The sequence below is a fragment of the Peribacillus sp. NPDC097225 genome (assembly GCF_044761955.1).
GTDB lineage: Bacteria > Bacillota > Bacilli > Bacillales > DSM-1321 > Peribacillus.
This window is the reverse complement of sequence record NZ_JBIWDJ010000001.1, coordinates 787918-805019: the sequence shown is the minus strand read 5'-3', so window position 1 is coordinate 805019 and position 17102 is coordinate 787918. Positions and strand designations below refer to the sequence as shown.

The 17102-nt window shown below is 43.2% G+C and carries 13 protein-coding genes and 1 other annotated feature (1 of these 14 running past the window's edge); of the genes, 7 read left to right on the top strand and 6 right to left on the bottom strand.

The window, feature by feature from the left end; genetic code table 11:
* The first annotated feature begins 80 nt into the window (after nt 1-80).
* The gene (murC, locus tag ACIQXH_RS03965; protein WP_402874880.1) at nt 81-1385 is read left to right on the top strand and encodes a UDP-N-acetylmuramate--L-alanine ligase; all 1305 of its coding nucleotides are present in this window, start codon (nt 81-83) and stop codon (nt 1383-1385) included.
* 69 nt (nt 1386-1454) lie between these two features.
* Here murC and ACIQXH_RS03960 read toward each other — a convergent pair whose 3' ends face one another.
* Nucleotides 1455-2567 carry an aminopeptidase gene (locus ACIQXH_RS03960; RefSeq protein ID WP_402874883.1) on the bottom strand — a complete coding sequence of 371 codons (1113 nt, stop codon included), beginning with the start codon at nt 2565-2567 and terminating at the stop codon, nt 1455-1457.
* Between the two features lie 224 nt (nt 2568-2791).
* Here ACIQXH_RS03960 and ACIQXH_RS03955 point away from each other — a divergent pair, with 224 nt between their 5' ends.
* From ACIQXH_RS03955 to ytxJ, 3 genes are all read left to right on the top strand, one after another.
* Nucleotides 2792-3301 (top strand): DUF948 domain-containing protein, encoded by a 510-nt coding sequence (locus ACIQXH_RS03955; RefSeq protein WP_402874888.1) that lies wholly within the window; start codon nt 2792-2794, stop codon nt 3299-3301.
* Between the two features lie 47 nt (nt 3302-3348).
* On the top strand, nt 3349-3930 hold the full coding sequence (locus tag ACIQXH_RS03950) for a YtxH domain-containing protein (protein ID WP_402874890.1): 582 nt from the start codon (nt 3349-3351) through the stop codon (nt 3928-3930).
* 117 nt (nt 3931-4047) lie between these two features.
* Complete coding sequence (ytxJ, locus tag ACIQXH_RS03945; protein ID WP_402957761.1) at nt 4048-4374, top strand: bacillithiol system redox-active protein YtxJ; 327 nt, start codon at nt 4048-4050, stop codon at nt 4372-4374.
* Nucleotides 4375-4443: 69 nt separating this feature from the next.
* On the opposite strand, the gene ACIQXH_RS03940 is transcribed toward ytxJ, so the two are convergent.
* The gene (locus tag ACIQXH_RS03940) at nt 4444-6585 is read right to left on the bottom strand and encodes a cell division protein FtsA (RefSeq protein ID WP_402874898.1); all 2142 of its coding nucleotides are present in this window, start codon (nt 6583-6585) and stop codon (nt 4444-4446) included.
* Between the two features lie 244 nt (nt 6586-6829).
* On the opposite strand from ACIQXH_RS03940, the gene ACIQXH_RS03935 reads away from it, so the two are divergent.
* On the top strand, nt 6830-7906 hold the full coding sequence (locus ACIQXH_RS03935) for a bifunctional 3-deoxy-7-phosphoheptulonate synthase/chorismate mutase (protein ID WP_402874901.1): 1077 nt from the start codon (nt 6830-6832) through the stop codon (nt 7904-7906).
* Between the two features lie 341 nt (nt 7907-8247).
* A complete protein-coding gene (gene ccpA / locus ACIQXH_RS03930; RefSeq protein ID WP_402874904.1) occupies nt 8248-9249 on the top strand; it encodes a catabolite control protein A in 1002 nt (333 codons plus the stop codon).
* Between the two features lie 92 nt (nt 9250-9341).
* Here the strand turns inward: ccpA and ACIQXH_RS03925 are convergent, their stop codons facing one another.
* From ACIQXH_RS03925 to ACIQXH_RS03915, 3 genes are read right to left on the bottom strand one after another with little or no spacing between them, the layout of a single operon-like run.
* Entirely contained in the window at nt 9342-10520 is a 1179-nt protein-coding gene (locus ACIQXH_RS03925; protein ID WP_402874974.1) for an acetoin utilization protein AcuC, read from the bottom strand.
* Complete coding sequence (locus ACIQXH_RS03920; RefSeq protein WP_402874907.1) at nt 10513-11163, bottom strand: acetoin utilization AcuB family protein; 651 nt, start codon at nt 11161-11163, stop codon at nt 10513-10515. The genes ACIQXH_RS03925 and ACIQXH_RS03920 overlap by 8 nt, the downstream gene beginning before the upstream one ends.
* A 28-nt stretch (nt 11164-11191) precedes the next feature.
* Nucleotides 11192-11824 (bottom strand): GNAT family N-acetyltransferase, encoded by a 633-nt coding sequence (locus ACIQXH_RS03915; RefSeq protein ID WP_403122176.1) that lies wholly within the window; start codon nt 11822-11824, stop codon nt 11192-11194.
* Between the two features lie 323 nt (nt 11825-12147).
* Here ACIQXH_RS03915 and acsA point away from each other — a divergent pair, with 323 nt between their 5' ends.
* Complete coding sequence (acsA, locus tag ACIQXH_RS03910) at nt 12148-13866, top strand: acetate--CoA ligase (RefSeq protein WP_403122174.1); 1719 nt, start codon at nt 12148-12150, stop codon at nt 13864-13866.
* An 88-nt stretch (nt 13867-13954) separates the two neighbouring features.
* On the opposite strand, the gene ACIQXH_RS03905 is transcribed toward acsA, so the two are convergent.
* On the bottom strand, nt 13955-16843 hold the full coding sequence (locus ACIQXH_RS03905) for a transglycosylase domain-containing protein (protein WP_403122172.1): 2889 nt from the start codon (nt 16841-16843) through the stop codon (nt 13955-13957).
* Between the two features lie 140 nt (nt 16844-16983).
* Nucleotides 16984-17102, top strand: a binding site (T-box leader) (it continues 100 nt past the right edge of the window).

Genomic DNA, 17102 nt, shown 5'->3' with positions numbered 1-17102 from the left:
CAAGTTTTCGTAATGAAAAAACAAATAAACATGACGTCATATACTGTCATACAGATAGACGATTGGTGGAGGTTCGTTATATGACTGCTTACCATTTTGTGGGTATCAAAGGTTCGGGAATGAGTGCGCTTGCTCAAATATTGCATGATATGAATATTCAAGTGCAAGGTTCCGACTATGAAAAAGAATTCTTTACACAAATAGCGTTAGAAAAAGCTGGGATAAAAATCCTTCCTTTTAACGAGGAAAACATTCAGCCTGGAATGACCATCATTGCAGGTAATGCGTTCCCGGATACCCATCCGGAAATCGTGAAAGCAATGGAACTTGGTTTACCAGTGATACGTTATCACCGTTTTCTTGGTGATTTCATGAAGACCTTTACAAGTGTTGCCGTTACCGGGGCACATGGTAAAACGTCGACTACAGGCTTGCTGGCCCATGTCATGGGTGGTGCCAAACCAACATCCTATCTGATTGGGGATGGAACTGGAAAAGGAATCGTGGATTCTACTTACTTCGTATTTGAAGCATGTGAATACCGCCGTCACTTCCTTTCTTATTATCCTGACTATGCAATCATGACGAATATTGACTTCGATCATCCAGATTACTATGCAAATGTGGAAGACGTGTTCGAGGCATTCCAAACGATGGCCTTACAAGTCAATAAAGGGATCATTGCATGCGGGGACGACGAGCATTTACCGCATATTCAAGCAAAAGTACCGGTCATTTTTTACGGATTTGCGGAAGGAAACGATTTTCAAGCGAAAAATGTTTCCGTCACTCCGGAGGGAACGACATTCGATGTGAATGTGAGGAACACGTATTACGATACTTTCTCCATTCCGACTTTTGGCAAGCATAGTGTGTTGAACGCTTTAGGTGTCATTGCACTGTGTAAATATGAAAACCTGGATACGGAAGCCGTGAAGGCTCAGTTACTCACTTTTGAAGGCGTAAAACGCCGGTTCTCCGAAAAGGAAATGGAGAGTCAAATCATCATTGATGATTATGCCCATCATCCTACAGAGATTTCAGCAACCATTGACTCAGCGCGTCAAAAATATCCAGAGCGTGAAATAGTAGCGGTCTTCCAACCGCATACTTTCTCAAGAACGCAAGCATTCCTGGATGAGTTCGCCGACAGCCTGAATCTAGCCGATAAAGTATACTTATGTGAAATCTTTGGATCTGCCCGTGAACATCATGGAAAACTATCGATTGAAGATCTTCAGGAGAAAATTCCTGGTGCCGAGCTTATTACAGAAGAAACAACAACGCAATTACAAAAACATAAAAACAGTGTAGTCCTATTCATGGGTGCAGGGGATATTCAAAAATTCCAGGCTGCTTATGAGGAGTCGCTGCAAGTTAAATAAAAAATGACCAACCCATAAATGGGTTGGTCATTTTTTATGGAATCACAAGCATGATCTGCGTGAAGTAGGTCATTTTAAATTTTCTGGATTTAATGATTCAAGTTCAGGTAGAACAAAGCGTCCATCTTTTCGGATCAGCACATCGTCAAAGTAAATTTCCCCACCGCCGTATTCAGGGCGCTGGATATTGACTAAGTCCCAGTGAATACTCGAATGGTTGCCATTAAAGGCGTCATCATAACATTGTCCAGGGGTGAAGTGAAAACTTCCATCAATTTTCTCATCAAAGAGGATATCTTGCATCGGATGTAGAATATAAGGATTTACACCGATAGCAAATTCACCGACATAACGGGCGCCTTCATCTGTATCAAAGATTTTGTTGATGCGTTCAGTATCATTGGCCACCGCTTCAACAATTTTTCCATCCTTGAATGTTAACTTCACGTTTTCGAAAGTAAAGCCCTGATAAGGAGATGGAGTATTGTAAGAAATGACCCCATTAATCGAGTCCTTAACAGGTGCTGTGTACACCTCACCATCAGGAATGTTCAGTTCACCTGCACATTTGATGGCTTTAATGTCCTTGATGGAGAAAGATAAGTCTGTTCCGGGACCAGTTAAGCGGACTTTATCGGTCTTATCCATCAAATCAACAAGGCTATCCATGGCTACGCTCATTTTTCCATAATCGAGATTGCAGACTTCGAAATAGAAATCTTCGAAAGCTTCTATACTCATTTTGGCTAATTGAGCCATAGAATTCGTCGGGTAACGGAGCACGACCCATTTCGTTTTCGGAACGCGGATATTTCTATGTACTTTTCCGATCGTTTGACCATGAATCGCCATTTTGTCTGCGGGCACATCGGATTGCTCATTGATATTATCTCCGGCACGAAGCCCGATATATGCATCCATCTGGCTCATCACGTTCGCTTCGAATTCACCCATCATCTTGTATTGTTCTTCCTGTGCACCCATTAATAAGGCGCGATCCACTTGATGGTCCTTTAAGAGGACGAATGGGTACCCATCAGCTGCATACGCTTCTTTTACAAGGGCGTTGACCAGTTCGCGTTGCAATCCAAAGTTTTCTATCAAGAGTTTTTCACCCTTTTGGAGTTTCACTGAATAATTTATCAGATTATGTGCAAGTATCTCGATTCTAGGATCTTTCATGTAGAATACCTCCAATATTTAGTTTTATTATTCTATCATACCTGATTAGCTGTAGAAATTTCATCCATTGGTCCCAATTAGTCGAAATTTTTCGCTATCAATATTTCCAAAACAGGTATAGATAGGGTATATTCACAAATTAAATACGTTTATAATAACGGGGAAGGGGTAATTAATAACTAAACAGTTACTAAATATGTCGATTTTTTTTCGGAGGTGTTCCAATGGAGATCATATTATACGTAAGTGCTGCAGTGGCAGCAATCGCTTTCCTGGTCCTTGTTATCTTCTTAACAAAGGTACTCACATCACTACAAACTACCTTGGACAGCGTGGCCCGGACGCTGACGGGACTTGAAAGCCAAATGCAAGGCATAACGGTTGAAACTACCCAGCTACTACATAAAACAAACTCGTTAGCAGAAGACTTGCAACAGAAATCTGAAAATCTGAACACAGTGGTGGATGCAGTGAAAGATGTAGGTACTTCCATCTCTAGCTTCAATACATCCGTCCAAAAGGTTTCTAATAAAGTGCAGGCAGAAATCGATAACAACCAAGAACGAATTTCCCAAATCGTTCAATGGAGTAACGTGGCCATGGAAATCCGTGATAAATGGAAGGCCAGGAACAAGCAAACCGCTCCAACTGCATATGAACAGGCAGAGATAGAAAGAGAAGCACTTGAAACAGATAACCTACCTAAAAAAAGGTTTTTACGATCTAGATCTTAACACCAGGTAAATAAAAAAAATTCCCAAATTTGAAAGGAGAATGTTACATGACGCAAAAAGAATATCCTACAAGCGAATATCAAAAATCATACGAGGAAGCACGCGATTCCATCAATTCGAAGGACTTCATGATCGGCGCCTTGATCGGCGGAATGATCGGAGCAGCTACAGCTTTATTCATGGCTCCGAAAACAGGCAAGGAATTAAGAAATGATTTCAACGAACAAGCTAAGAGCCTTTCCGAGAAAACAGAGAAGCTAAGACAAACCGCGATGGAAAAAGGTACGGTTTTGGCTGATACCGCTAAAGAAAAAACAGGAACGGTTACTGAATTGGTTTCTAGTAAATCTTCAGATATCGTCAATAAAGTGAAGAACCTAAAAACGGGCAAAGAAGAAAATGGCGATGCAGCTAATGATACTACGAACTCAAGCAATAAGGATATTGATGTAACGGGAACTTCCGATTCGAAAATCGTATCCGTTGAAACCAATATGCCTGAAAGTAAAGACAATAAGTCAAAAAATACACAAGCCGACCCGACTAGCGGAAACAAAAATACGGCAAAGCTAAAATTAGATGAAGCAAAAAAAGCTTTTGATGAAACCGAAAATAAATTAAAAAAATAATGTATGCTTCAATCGCTCAATATTTGCGAAGGTATGCACAATAATTGTCAAAAAAGACGATGAAGTGGTACGATGACTTCATCGTCTTTTTTCTGAAATCGAAAGGGGTTAATACACATGACACTTACTAAAATCGAAACGGAACAACAATTCAATGAGCTCGTAACGGAAGATCTTTTTTTACTTTTTAAGCATAGTGTTACTTGCCCAGTCAGTGCGGAAGCTTTTGAGCACTATCAAAATTTCATCGCTGAACACCCGGAGTTAAAGACGGCCTACTTGGCCGTGCAAGAAGCGCGTCCGCTTTCCAACCATGTGGCGGAAACTTTTGAAATCAAACATCAATCCCCCCAAGCCATCCTATTTAAAAATGGCACGCCTACATGGAATGAATCCCATTGGAGAATTACAGAAGATTCTCTAGGCAAAGCAATCTCTCAATAAATGATGAAAGGCAGGCGTGTTGTTGAATCAACATGCCTGCCTTTTTCATTTTATGAGACTGTTTCTATGTCAACTAGTGGTGGGCCAAAGAATTCTTAATTGGTCACCGGGGGCAAGTTCATCGTGAAAAGTAGTTTCCTGCTCATTTTTAATGAGAATGAATCGGCTATTCCCTGTGGTAGGCATAAAGATTTCCACATGACGGAAAAGGTCTTGAAAGATAAAAGGTTCCACCTTATGTTCGATCATACTGAGGTCATCATTTGGCTGGATGATGTCCGTATCTTTCAATCGCTCGTCACCGCGTCTGAATTCTGCCAGATTTTTAGACAGAATGACTTGTTTGCCTTCAAAAAAAACAGGGACGTTGTGGGTATGCTGGATTTGTAAAGCTTCCATCACCTCTAATAAAGTAGGAGGGGCTGGATTTACCACTTCTAATTCATCGCCATCTTCAAAGGAGTACGTCCGTTTTGTTGCCAGTCCATTTTTGCTGATTTTACCCGTCCACGAGGGAAGCTGAATGGACTTTCCGTTCAATTTAATAGATAACGGTTCAAGGCAAGCAAGAAGTTCGGATAAGTGAAGTTCTTTGATCAACTCATTAATCGTTACTGGTATCCTGCAAGTTATTTGATCATGATCCTCGATTAATTCATGGATGGAGGCAGCTTTGCCATTTCTGGTAATGGAGGCTTCGATGGTATACTCTGTACCGTTAAGGATCACGGTTTTTCTAGGGATATCATCCAATACATCGAGTATGCGCAAAATGGCCGGTTCACCGTCTTCCCCTTTTGAGGTTACGATGACGTCTTCATCCTTCACTTCATCATCTAAAGAAGCTTCCGTTCCGTTTAAGGTAATCACCGATTTCTTTCCATGGTTTCCGGGAAGGGTAAATTGATTTCCGTTGATCGTGACGATTTTGGCCATGCCGGGTTTTCCATATAAAGAACTCATCTTAATACCTGCTGTGAGCAGGCAATCCCCCACTGTTGTTCGTTTCATATCAAACAAGCGGATGGGGTGCCCGTCAACGGTGATGCTCATGTATTGAATCGGGTTTTTATCGGCAGCAATGGCAATCCCAATCGGTGTTACCAATTCAGGCCCTTTTTGGATTTCAGACGAAATGCCAAGGTTCTGGATCGCATCGACGCCCCGGATTGCCACACGGTTACTTGGCAAGTTTAGTTTTTCAGCTAAAAGCCGGCATAATTCCGGTGTTTGGCTTCCACCTCCGACAAGCATCACCGCTTTTGGTGAACACTCATTATTCAAGGAGAGAATTTCTAAACGGATGGCTTCAGCCAACCTATCGAGTGCAGGATGAATATGTTCGATGATATCACTCTTGGCAATCTCGGTGGAAAATCCAAGAATATCAGTGACCGTTATCGAATCTTGATCGAGCAATTCCCTTTTCGCCTTTTCTGCAAGAGGGAAGTCCAGGAGCAGGTAGTCACTTATGGCCTCGGTAATTTCATCCCCAGCGATTGGTACCATTCCATAAGCGATGACGGTCCCTGAATCGGTCAAGGCTATATCGGAAGTCCCCGCCCCTATATCGACCAAGGCGACGTTAAGGCGGCGCATGGAGGCCGGGATGAGGACATTGATGGCTGCAATCGGCTCAAGCGTAAGAGCCTGCATTTCCAATCCCGATCTTTTCAAGGCAGCTAAAAGGGACTCAACAACGACCTTGGGCAGGAAGGTGGCGATGATCTCAACTGACGCTTCTTCCCCGCTCTGATCGATCAGGCTTCCGATTTCCTGTCCATCGAGGCGATAGTATAAAACCGAATAACCAACACAATAATAAGTGGACCGGGAGTCTGATTGTTCTGCCACGGTCGCCTGGGCTTCCTGGACAGCACTGAATTCGAGGTGGAGGATATCCTCATGTGTCAGCATCGGTTTCCCAACTATATCGACAGACGTCTTCGCCCGTTCGGTTTTCAAGGCCCTACCGGCTGCAGCGACAGAAACCTTTCTTAGGGGACCGTGAGTTTCCTCCAGTTTGCCCTTAATGTGAGAGATGACTTTAGCCACAGCTAGAACATCATGTATTTGACCGTCCAGCATGGCCCGCTCCGAATGCTCTTCTGATAGAATATCGATAATATTATAGCTTTCCTGTTCTTTTTCTAATATAATTCCTACAACGGAACGCGTTCCAATGTCCAAGGCAAACAGTTTTTCGTGCATCAGTGACACCTTCTTTTATGTAATATATTACTTTAGTACTTAAAAGCGTTTAATTAATAAAGAAAAAAGTAGTGACATTTACAAGAATTTCATTTATAATTGTTTTTAATTATACATGAATTATTATAAAATTTTCATAGCTTAAATTATCGATTGAAATGAGTGAAAATTCGAACAGGTAAAAAGTACGGGTTTTCCATCGTGAAATCGTTGATATTTTTAAAATCGAAGGGATGGATTTGGAATGAGCAATAGAGAGCTTGATGGATTGCGTAATCAATTGGATGATGTAAACCTTCAGTTATTGCAACTGATTAATCAACGGGCGGGACTAGTACAGGAAATCGGCCGCGTTAAAGAAAAACAGGGCGTAAACCGCTACGATCCAGTCCGTGAAAGAATCATGTTGGATCTTATTGAAGCGAATCATCAAGGTCCTCTTGACCTAGGTTCGATTAAACATATCTTCAAGGAAATCTTTAAATTAGGCTTAGAACTTCAAAAAGATGATCAGAAGAAGACGCTTCTTGTTTCCAGAAAACAAAAACCGGAAGATACAATCATCGACATCAAAGGTGAACTTATCGGGAACGGGATTCCTAGTTTCGTATTCGGTCCATGTGCCGTGGAATCTTATGAACAAACGGCTGCAGTTGCTGAAGTCATCAAAGCAAAAGGCCTGAAGCTTATGCGTGGTGGTGCATTCAAACCGCGTACATCGCCATACGACTTCCAAGGACTTGGTTTAGAGGGATTACAGATCCTTAAGCGGGTTGCAGATGAATATGGTTTGGCAGTCATCAGTGAAATCGTAAGTGCAAATGATATGGAAGCAGCGGTTGAACATATCGATGTCATCCAAATCGGTGCACGTAACATGCAAAACTTCGATTTATTGAAAGCGGCAGGTGCCGTAAACAAACCAGTCCTTCTAAAACGTGGACTTGCAGCTACGATCGAAGAATTCATCCATGCAGCGGAATACATCATGTCACAGGGTAATGGAAACATCATCCTTTGTGAACGTGGTATCCGTACGTACGAAAAAGCAACAAGAAATACGCTTGATATTTCTGCTGTTCCGATCTTGAAACAAGAAACGCATTTACCTGTCATGGTGGATGTAACCCATTCTACCGGACGTCGTGACCTTCTTCTTCCAACGGCTAAAGCAGCTCTTGCCATTGGTGCAGATGGAGTGATGGCGGAAGTTCATCCAGATCCTTCTGTTGCTTTATCTGATTCTGCACAGCAGATGGACTTCAAGCAATTTGATGATTTCTATAACGAAATTAAACGATTGAACTGGGTAACGGTTTAAGAAAGAATATTTGAAATATATGTACATTCGGCCCTTACCATCTTGGCAAGGGCTTTTTTTAATGGTAAAATACTTGTTTTTGCAGAAAAAGTCCTGAAAAAGACACTATTGGATTGCAGGAAGCATTCTACTATCGTATGATAAGTTAAAAGATGAGGACTGTTCTGAGTTAGAATCATACATAATGAAGATATCTATATAAGCTATGCTTATATAAAAATTAATAGAAAGACTTCCGTTAACCGATTAATTTTCCGTATAAGAAAAATACGTATAATAGAATCTTCTTTGAAATATTGATGCTTTATTGGAAAAAATGAAACAAATGGAGGAATGCAATAATGAATAATATAACCATTTATGATGTGGCCCGCGAAGCAAATGTTTCGATGGCCACCGTTTCTCGCGTAGTAAACGGGAATCCGAATGTTAAACCTGCGACAAGGAAAAAAGTCGCAGATGTGATTAACCGGTTAGGGTATCGCCCTAATGCAGTGGCACGTGGGCTAGCCAGCAAGAAGACAACGACGGTAGGTGTCGTGATTCCGGATATCTCCAGCATCTTTTTTGCGGAGTTGGCACGTGGTATTGAAGATATAGCGTCCATGTATAAATACAATATCATTCTCAGCAGTTCTGATGAAAACATAGATAAGGAATTTCATTTATTGAATACGATGCTAGGTAAACAAGTAGATGGTATCGTATTCATGAGTGGAAACATCACGGACGAGCATGTCAAGGAGTTTAAGAACTCACCGGTTCCCATCGTATTGGCCGGTTCCGTCGAAGAAAGCGGGCAAGTGCCATCGGTCAATATTGATTATGAAGCGGCAGCGTTTGATGCCGTGATGTCCTTTGCCAAAAATGGCCACAAGCGAATAGGTTATGTGAGCGGGAATCTGTCCGCGCCTATTAATGAGAAGAAATTAACTGGTTACAAACAGGGATTGAAAGAAGCGGGGCTTTCTTTCGATGAAAGTTTACTGGTGGAAGGCGATTATACATATGATTCAGGAATTGAATCATTTGATAAGTTTCTTGAAGCCGAAGATCGGCCGACAGCAATCATAGTCGGAGCCGATGAAATGGCACTTGGCATCGTTCATGCCGCTCAGGATAAAGGGTTTAATGTACCAGGGGACTTTGAGGTAATCAGCTTCGACAATACACGGTTAACCTTGATGGTCCGCCCGCAGATCACGACCATCGTTCAGCCTTTATACGATATCGGGGCCGTATCCATGAGGTTGCTAACTAAATTGATGAATCAGGAATTGGTGGAGGGGCAAGAAAAAGTGATTCTGCCGCACCGCATCGAAAAACGTCAATCAACGAAATAATCCAGTATGAGAGTGTCCTTATGGGCACTCTCTTTTTCATAAGGTGAAACTTGTCTTGAAATGGAGACTGGAAACACTCTTTTTTTGGCCATTTAATCCTCCGTGCTGGTGGTCGTTTGTCTGTTAGAACGGATGGGGTAGAGCGCTTTTTCTAGCGTTTGGGCATTTTTCTCGGTAATGGCCGGCTTCCGGGGAATGGGTTCATAAATATCCTGTAGGTCATCCCACTCATCCGGAAGGGTCACAGGAGCCTCAGGCTGCCACGTGTCGATCCATTCCCTTGATAAGGGTCCAGATATATCATTATTGGTCATTTCGAGCCAGACCCTGGACCAGGCGCGTGGTACGACGCGCCAGATATCGTAGCCACCGCCACCGACGGCAATCCAGCGCCCCTCACAATACTTATGGGCCATTTCATGCGCTAATTTCGGGATTTCCCTATAAATCTTCATGGTAGCCGACAAGTGGGTGAGTGGGTCATAATAATGAGAATCAGCACCGTTTTGCGTCAAGATGACGTCTGGCTTAAAGAATTCAATCACTTCCTTGAATGCGGCTGTATAGCATTCGAGCCATGATTCATCTTCCGTGAATGCATCCACCGGGATGTTGAACGAATAGCCATAGCCTTTGCCCTGCCCCCGTTCATTGATATTGCCTGTACCGGGAAACAAATAGCGTCCCGTTTCATGGATGGAAAGGGTGCAGACTTCAGGGTCATCATAAAAGGACCACTGTACACCATCACCATGATGGGCATCCGTATCGACATAGAGGACGCGTGCACCATATTTTTTTTGTAAATATTTAATCGCGACCGAGCTATCATTATAAATGCAAAAGCCTGAAGCTTTGCCTCGAAAACCATGATGGAGCCCCCCGCCAAGGTTAAGGGCATGTAGGGACTGACCAGTCATGACGGCATCCACCGCCGTAAGGGTTCCGCCAACAAGCAGGGCACTTGCTTCGTGCATATTAGGAAAGATGGGGGTATCTTCTGTACCTAAACCATAGTTTCCCGCTTTTTCGGGAAGAAGCTTTCCCTGTCCAGCCAGTCTGACAGCGTTTACATAATGCTGGTCATGAACCAGTTGTAATTCCTCATCGGTCGCCATTCGCGGCTTGATGATCTGATCTTCACGGATGGCATGGTGTTTTTTTAGGAGGTCCAGCGTGAGCTGAAGCCGTTTTTGATTGAATGGGTGCTCGTCATTGAATTTGTAGGTCAGCAATTCATCGGAATAGACAAACAAGGATTGATCAGTCATGAGACGCACCTGGCAGGCAAGGCCATAAAACGGTATAGCCTTCTTTCTTTAAGTCTTCCACGACCATGAATGGATTCATGGTTTGTACCCGGACAACGAGAATCTTGTAATCGGATTCATCTTTTTCGGGATAGACAAGCGTGCTCAGAATGTTCGCTTTGCGCAATTTGAAGATGGAGGTAATGTCGTGTAGCGTTCCCGCCGTATTGGGAATCCTGATTTCAATTTGGGAACCGGGCTGATTGACTCCCGTCAGTTCAACGAAAGAATGAAGCAAATCAGTTCCGGTTATGATGCCCACTAACCTTTTTTCCTTCAGGATGGGAAGACAGCTGATGTTATTTTCACAAAATACGGCACCAATCTCTTCTACAAAGTCCAGGGGATGTCCTGTGATGATATCGGTTTTCATGATGCTTCCCAGTGATTTTTCTAAATCCTTTTTGTATTCTTCGGTGCGGAAAATAGAAGGAGAAGCGTCTCGTATGTCACGGTCACTAACTAATCCGACGAGGTGAAAGCTTTCATCGACAATTGGAATATGGCGAATCCGTTTCTCTTTTAAGATTAAGACAGCACTATGAATGGTATCTGTTGGTGTTAAGGCAATGACATCTTCATTCATTATTTTTTCAACAATCATACGTAGTTCCTCCTCTTTACTCGCCTCTTTAATACATGAAACGATTCATGAAACGTAATTGGTCAAACTTTTCGATGGACTCCGGGGGCACTCTCTTTCCTATACGCGCCATCAGGCAGTTTGCTGGATGTGAACTGATTTCCGGGTCATCCGTTGCATAATAAACCAGCCCGCCAGCACTCATCATTTTTTCCATGACCTTTCGATAGTCCCAAACGTTCAATCCCGTCCCCCTCAAGTCCCAATGCCAATAATATTCAGTCGTGATGATAATGAAGTCCTCTACCGAATCATCCTCCGTAGACAGCTGAACTAAATTCTTTCCTACAGCGGCACCACGGTATTTGGGAATGACTTCAATTGCACCAAGCTCGATCAGGTCATCCATCTTGATTTCTGACCAGCGCTCCAATGGGTCGGGATATAGATAAGTCACATAACCAACGATGGTCCGTTCCTCGCGGGCTATAAAGATTCGGCCCTCAGGTAAATCGGCGATTTCAATCAATGCCTTATGCTGTTGTGCAGGAGGGCGAAAGGCGACCAAGTCTTCATGAAAATCGTATCCGGCCATCATTTCTCCGGTTAGCGGCCCTTCAATCAGAAGTGTTCCGCTTGATGCCTGGAGTTCTTTTTTGTAATAGGTCTTGCTATATTCCATTTCTTCACCACCCTAGTAAAATACCAATCTTGTATACTGATTCATCCAAATAGATGGAAACCTTACATAAATTATACATAAAAAACAAGTGACAAGATGATGAAAGCTCTCTCATTTTTGAACCTTTTGTTACAGTTGAGCCTGAAGAATGAAAGGATAAAACCATTCCTAACTAACTATACCAAGATTTACCCTGAATGTTCAAAAATATCAAGAAATATTTTCCTTGAATTTATAAAAAGGTAAATATTTTAAAAATTGAGAAAAATAGTTTTTTATACTATAATAAGAGCTATAAAGCAAAAAGAAGGGGGATTATTTGTATGAATATGAAAGCGCTACCAGCAGTGCAGGGCAATTATAATTTATTGAATTACGATGAGAAGTACAAGCATTTTGACTGGTCTGAAACGGAGAAGGAATTCTCCTGGTCCGAAACCGGAAAAGTGAACCTTGCTTATGAAGCCATTGACCGACATGCTGAGACATACAGAAAGAATAAAATCGCCCTTTATTTTAAAGATGAAAAAAGAAACGAGAAGTATACCTTTAAGGAAATGAAAGAATACACAAACCAAGCGGCCAATGTATTTCAGAACCTTGCTGAAGTGAAGAAGGGAGACCGCGTTTTCATTTTCATGCCACGGTCCCCGGAACTTTATTTTGCGTTGCTCGGTGCAATCAAAACGGGAGCTGTCGTCGGGCCACTATTCGAAGCCTTCATGGAGGGGGCGGTGCGGGATCGCCTTGAAGACAGTGAAGCGAGCGTATTGGTGACGACACCTGAATTATTGCCTCGTGTACCGGTAGACGACCTGCCCCATTTAAAACATATTTTCTTAGTGGGGGAGAACATCCAGGAGGAAGGGAAATACCATAACTTCAATAAAAAAGTAAAAGAAGCCGACAAGCACTTTGACACTGAATGGGTGGATCGTGAAGATGGATTGATTCTTCACTACACATCCGGGTCAACGGGTAAGCCAAAAGGGGTGCTTCATGTACATAATGCGATGATCCAGCATTATCAAACGGCTAAATGGGTCCTCGATTTACAGGAGGATGACGTGTATTGGTGCACAGCGGATCCCGGATGGGTGACAGGGACGTCCTATGGTATTTTCGGACCATGGCTAACCGGTACTTCAAATGTGGTCGTAGGTGGTCGTTTCAAGCCTGAGTCATGGTACAAGACGCTTGAGGAATTCGGGGTTTCGGTCTGGTATAGCGCACCGACTGCCTTCAGGATGTTGATGGGGGCAGGGGATGAGATCGTCAAACGTTTCGATTTGGGTTCACTTCGTCATGTCCTTAGTGTAGGGGAGCCGTTGAATCCTGAAGTGGTGCGTTGGGGAATGAAAGTATTTAATCGACGCATACATGATACGTGGTGGATGACGGAGACTGGCGCCCAGCTTATCTGTAATTACCCCTGCCTGGAAATCAAACCCGGTTCGATGGGTAAACCGATTCCAGGCGTGGAGGCGGCTATTGTGGATGATCAAGGAAACGTACTGCCTCCACATCGAATGGGGAACCTTGCTATTAAAAAAGGGTGGCCATCCATGATGAAGACGGTCTGGAATAATGAGTCGAAGTTTGAATCGTACTTCATGCCAGGTGACTGGTATGTATCAGGGGACTCTGCCTTCATGGATGAAGAGGGATTCTTCTGGTTTCAAGGTCGTGTCGATGACGTCATCATGACAGCTGGTGAAAGGGTCGGTCCGTTTGAGGTGGAAAGTAAGCTGCTTGAGCATCCGGCCGTTGCGGAAGCAGGTGTCATTGGAAAGCCGGATCCAGTCCGTGGCGAGATTATTAAAGCATTCATTGCTCTCCGTGATGGCTATGTTGCGAATGATGGATTAATAGATGAAATCCGGCAATTTGTGAAGCATGGGTTGGCGGCCCATGCAGCACCTCGTGAAATCGAGTTCCGTGATAAGCTTCCTAAGACCAGAAGCGGTAAAATCATGCGTCGTGTCCTGAAAGCTTGGGAACTGGATTTGCCGACTGGTGATTTATCATCCATGGAAGACTAAAAGTGCTACATTATCAATCAATCTACAAAAAAAGAGGCAACCGGAAACTTCCCGGTTGCCTCTTTTTCAGGTGGGAAGCAGGGGTGTTTCATTCCTCTTCTTCCGCTATATCCTTTTCGTCTTTATCAGTAATGTCGTGATCTTTATCTTTTGTATCTTCTTTTTTTTCGTCTTTTTCTTGATCGCTGGAATCAGTTTCCGTATCCTTCTTATTCACGAAGGTGCTCGACTTTTTAGCGACAGTCTGAACGCTTTGTGATGGAGCGGATTCTTTCCCGACAATGTCTACGGCGGTTACGTAATAAGAACCTCCATCAGCACCTGCCGTATAGACCAAATCTGAACCGGCACTGATGCTGGCGACTTTCTGTCCATTACGGTAAACGCGATAGCCAACCACATCTCCTTCAGGATGGAGACCCCAGGTAATGGTCGTATCAGTCACCGTGACGGAAAGGGGATCGGGCACTTTTCCATTATCGTTGAGCGTCGCACTTGTACCCGCGATATCTCCCCATTTCTCGCCACCTGGTATCAAGGCGCCGGGATCATCCACGTATTTTAATCCGATTTCATCAATGGACTTGGGATCCAACATAAACCCTCCACTTGTGAATTCACTTGGTGTTTCTGAAAGGGCAGGATAACGTCTGCTTCCGACTGAAACATATTGACCATCTATCAAACTAGCGTCGCCTTTAGCTGGGACTTGGTTTGAAATGAATAAGTCTGTCTTAACAAGCCCTGCTTTTTGACAGGAGTCTGATGGCAGAAGTCCTGTGGCTGCACAGAAGGAACGACTGACGATTCCCCCAGGCATTTCAAAGCGTTTGTCAGGATCCACCAGCTTCGAATCCACTTCATAGGCAGCATTCATTAAGTCGGCCCAATAATAGATATTACGGTTATTGTACTGGAGGCCATTGTATGTTCCTTGCAAAGATTTAGGTGTATCATAACCAATCCAAGTGCCGAACGTCACATTCGGGTTAGTGGCTACGAACCATGCATCCTTATAATCCTGTCCGGTCCCGGTCTTGCCAGCCCAGTCACTGGAGAAGGCAAGGCGGTTTTTGACGGAAGCGGCCGTACCGCTGTTTACGACATCCCGCATCATATCAAGTGTCAAGTAGGCAGCCTGTGGTGAGAAAACTTCAACTGGCTTCACTTTATGTTGGTAGATGACTTCGCCGTCTTTGGATTCGATTTTATCGATCATGTAGGCATCGATGAATTCACCCGAGTTGGCAAAAGTGGTATAGGCATTGACATTTTCTTCTACGGTTACGCCATTTGTCATTGCGCCCAAAGACAGGGATGGATTACTGTAATCGGATTTGGATAGGCTTGTGAAGCCCATTTTTTCTAAATAGGAAACAGGATTCTGGTTAAGAATTTTCATATAAAATAGCGCGGTCGGGATATTATACGAGTTCTTTAGAGTCTCCCGGGCTGTCGCTATACCAGTAAGGCTTCCACCGCCGTAGTTCCTAGGCTTCCATAACCTTCCGCTTCCATCCGGTATGGAGACAGGGACATTGGACGTCACGCTTCCTGGTGAGATCTTCCCGAGATCGATGCCTGGGCCAAATACGAGAAGCGGCTTCATCGTCGATCCATTTGGGCGGAGTGCTGCGGTTGCATGGTTGGTCTGTTCCCGTTTAAAGTCCCGTCCGCCGACAAAACTGATGATTTTACCTGTCTTGTTTTCGATGAGGACGGCACCAGTCTCAACCGGTTCCTGAACGATTTTCGATTCTTTCGTATCGGGATCGATGATGGTTTGGTTTTTATCATATCCGAAGTTCGGGTAGTTTTTCGTCACTTTCTGCATTTTATTATAGATTTTCTTATTGATGGTCGAATAGATTTTATAGCCGTTTTGACGCAAGTTTCGATCTGCTAGCGCTAGGTATTGCTCGTGCAAATCATCATTTTTTAAATCTTTTTCTTCATATCCATCTTCTTTTGCAAGGTAGACTGATAGGATATCGATAGATCGTTTTTCAATTTCATAGGTAAGCCATGGATATTTCTCGGTAGGTAATGTTTTCTTGCCAATAAAGTCTTTTGTGATATCGTATGTTTTGGCTTTTTCGTATTGTTTCTTTGTTATGTATCCGTTGCTGTGCATCCTTTTCAATACGGTTTTCATCCGGTTGATGCCTGGTTCGAGATCATCCTTGATCTCTCCCTGTTGCGTATAGGGAGTATAGCCAAAAGGACTTTGTGGCAACCCGGCAATGAAGGCAGATTGTGCGAGATTCAAGTCTTTGGCGTCTTTACCAAAAATCCCTTCCGCAGCTGCTTGGACACCAGCAATGTTTCTGCCTGAGGAATTTCTTCCCAAAGTGGAGACATTTAGGTAAGTCTCTAATATCTCTTCTTTTTCAAAGAACTTTTCCACCCGGAGTGCTAGTAAAATTTCTTTTGCTTTTCGTTCGAAGGAGACTTCGTTTGTCAACACTTGGTTCTTGATGAGTTGCTGTGTTAACGTACTTCCCCCGGATTGGACGGCCGCGTTCGAAAATTCTTGATAAACCGCCCGGAGAATCGCTTTTGGTACAACGCCATCGTGTTCATAAAAGTACTCGTCTTCCGTAGCGATGACGGCATTCTTCAGGTGATCGGAAACTTTATCGATGGACACTTCTTCACGCTCAAGATCGCTTGTGAGCTTGCCTAGATACATTTTATCTGCAAAATATATCTCAGAGGTCTCTTCATAATTATAAATATCCTTTTTTAAATCTTCTTTTGAGCGCACTGGCTCATCCTTGACGAGGGCAGCGAAATAGCCGGCTCCAACACCACCGGCGAATGAAAAGCCTAGAATTCCAACAATAATTACGATCAATGTCAAATTCCAAATCACTTGGTAGGAAACTCTGGCATTCCTTATTGTTTTTTCACTTTTGAAAAATCGGTTCACCTGTTTCCATGCCGATTGAATTCTATCTTTTTGATTATTATTCATCGTATCAACCCCCTGAAATCACATATATTATAGCATATAACACCTAGGTAAAAAGGAAACTTCTACATTTTTCTGGCTTCAGCTAGGGTGCTGTTGACAATGTACGGCAGGTATGATAAAAATTTAGTATTATCTTTATTGAATTAGCGATGATAGGACCCAGTAGTTAAGCTATCCCTGTTTTAGAGAGCCGGTGGTTGGTGAAAACCGGTACAAATAGTGAGATGAATTACTTCCTTGAGCATTTGTTGTGAACCTA

Bases quoted from the DNA above. Each gene is read 5' to 3' on its own strand.
- murC (WP_402874880.1), top strand. From the start codon at position 81: ATGACTGCTTACCATTTTGTGGGTATCAAAGGTTCGGGAATGAGTGCG.
- ACIQXH_RS03960 (WP_402874883.1), bottom strand. From the start codon at position 2,567: ATGAAAGATCCTAGAATCGAGATACTTGCACATAATCTGATAAATTAT.
- ACIQXH_RS03955 (WP_402874888.1), top strand. From the start codon at position 2,792: ATGGAGATCATATTATACGTAAGTGCTGCAGTGGCAGCAATCGCTTTC.
- ACIQXH_RS03950 (WP_402874890.1), top strand. From the start codon at position 3,349: ATGACGCAAAAAGAATATCCTACAAGCGAATATCAAAAATCATACGAG.
- ytxJ (WP_402957761.1), top strand. From the start codon at position 4,048: ATGACACTTACTAAAATCGAAACGGAACAACAATTCAATGAGCTCGTA.
- ACIQXH_RS03940 (WP_402874898.1), bottom strand. From the start codon at position 6,585: ATGCACGAAAAACTGTTTGCCTTGGACATTGGAACGCGTTCCGTTGTA.
- ACIQXH_RS03935 (WP_402874901.1), top strand. From the start codon at position 6,830: ATGAGCAATAGAGAGCTTGATGGATTGCGTAATCAATTGGATGATGTA.
- ccpA (WP_402874904.1), top strand. From the start codon at position 8,248: ATGAATAATATAACCATTTATGATGTGGCCCGCGAAGCAAATGTTTCG.
- ACIQXH_RS03925 (WP_402874974.1), bottom strand. From the start codon at position 10,520: ATGACTGATCAATCCTTGTTTGTCTATTCCGATGAATTGCTGACCTAC.
- ACIQXH_RS03920 (WP_402874907.1), bottom strand. From the start codon at position 11,163: ATGATTGTTGAAAAAATAATGAATGAAGATGTCATTGCCTTAACACCA.
- ACIQXH_RS03915 (WP_403122176.1), bottom strand. From the start codon at position 11,824: ATGGAATATAGCAAGACCTATTACAAAAAAGAACTCCAGGCATCAAGC.
- acsA (WP_403122174.1), top strand. From the start codon at position 12,148: ATGAATATGAAAGCGCTACCAGCAGTGCAGGGCAATTATAATTTATTG.
- ACIQXH_RS03905 (WP_403122172.1), bottom strand. From the start codon at position 16,843: ATGAATAATAATCAAAAAGATAGAATTCAATCGGCATGGAAACAGGTG.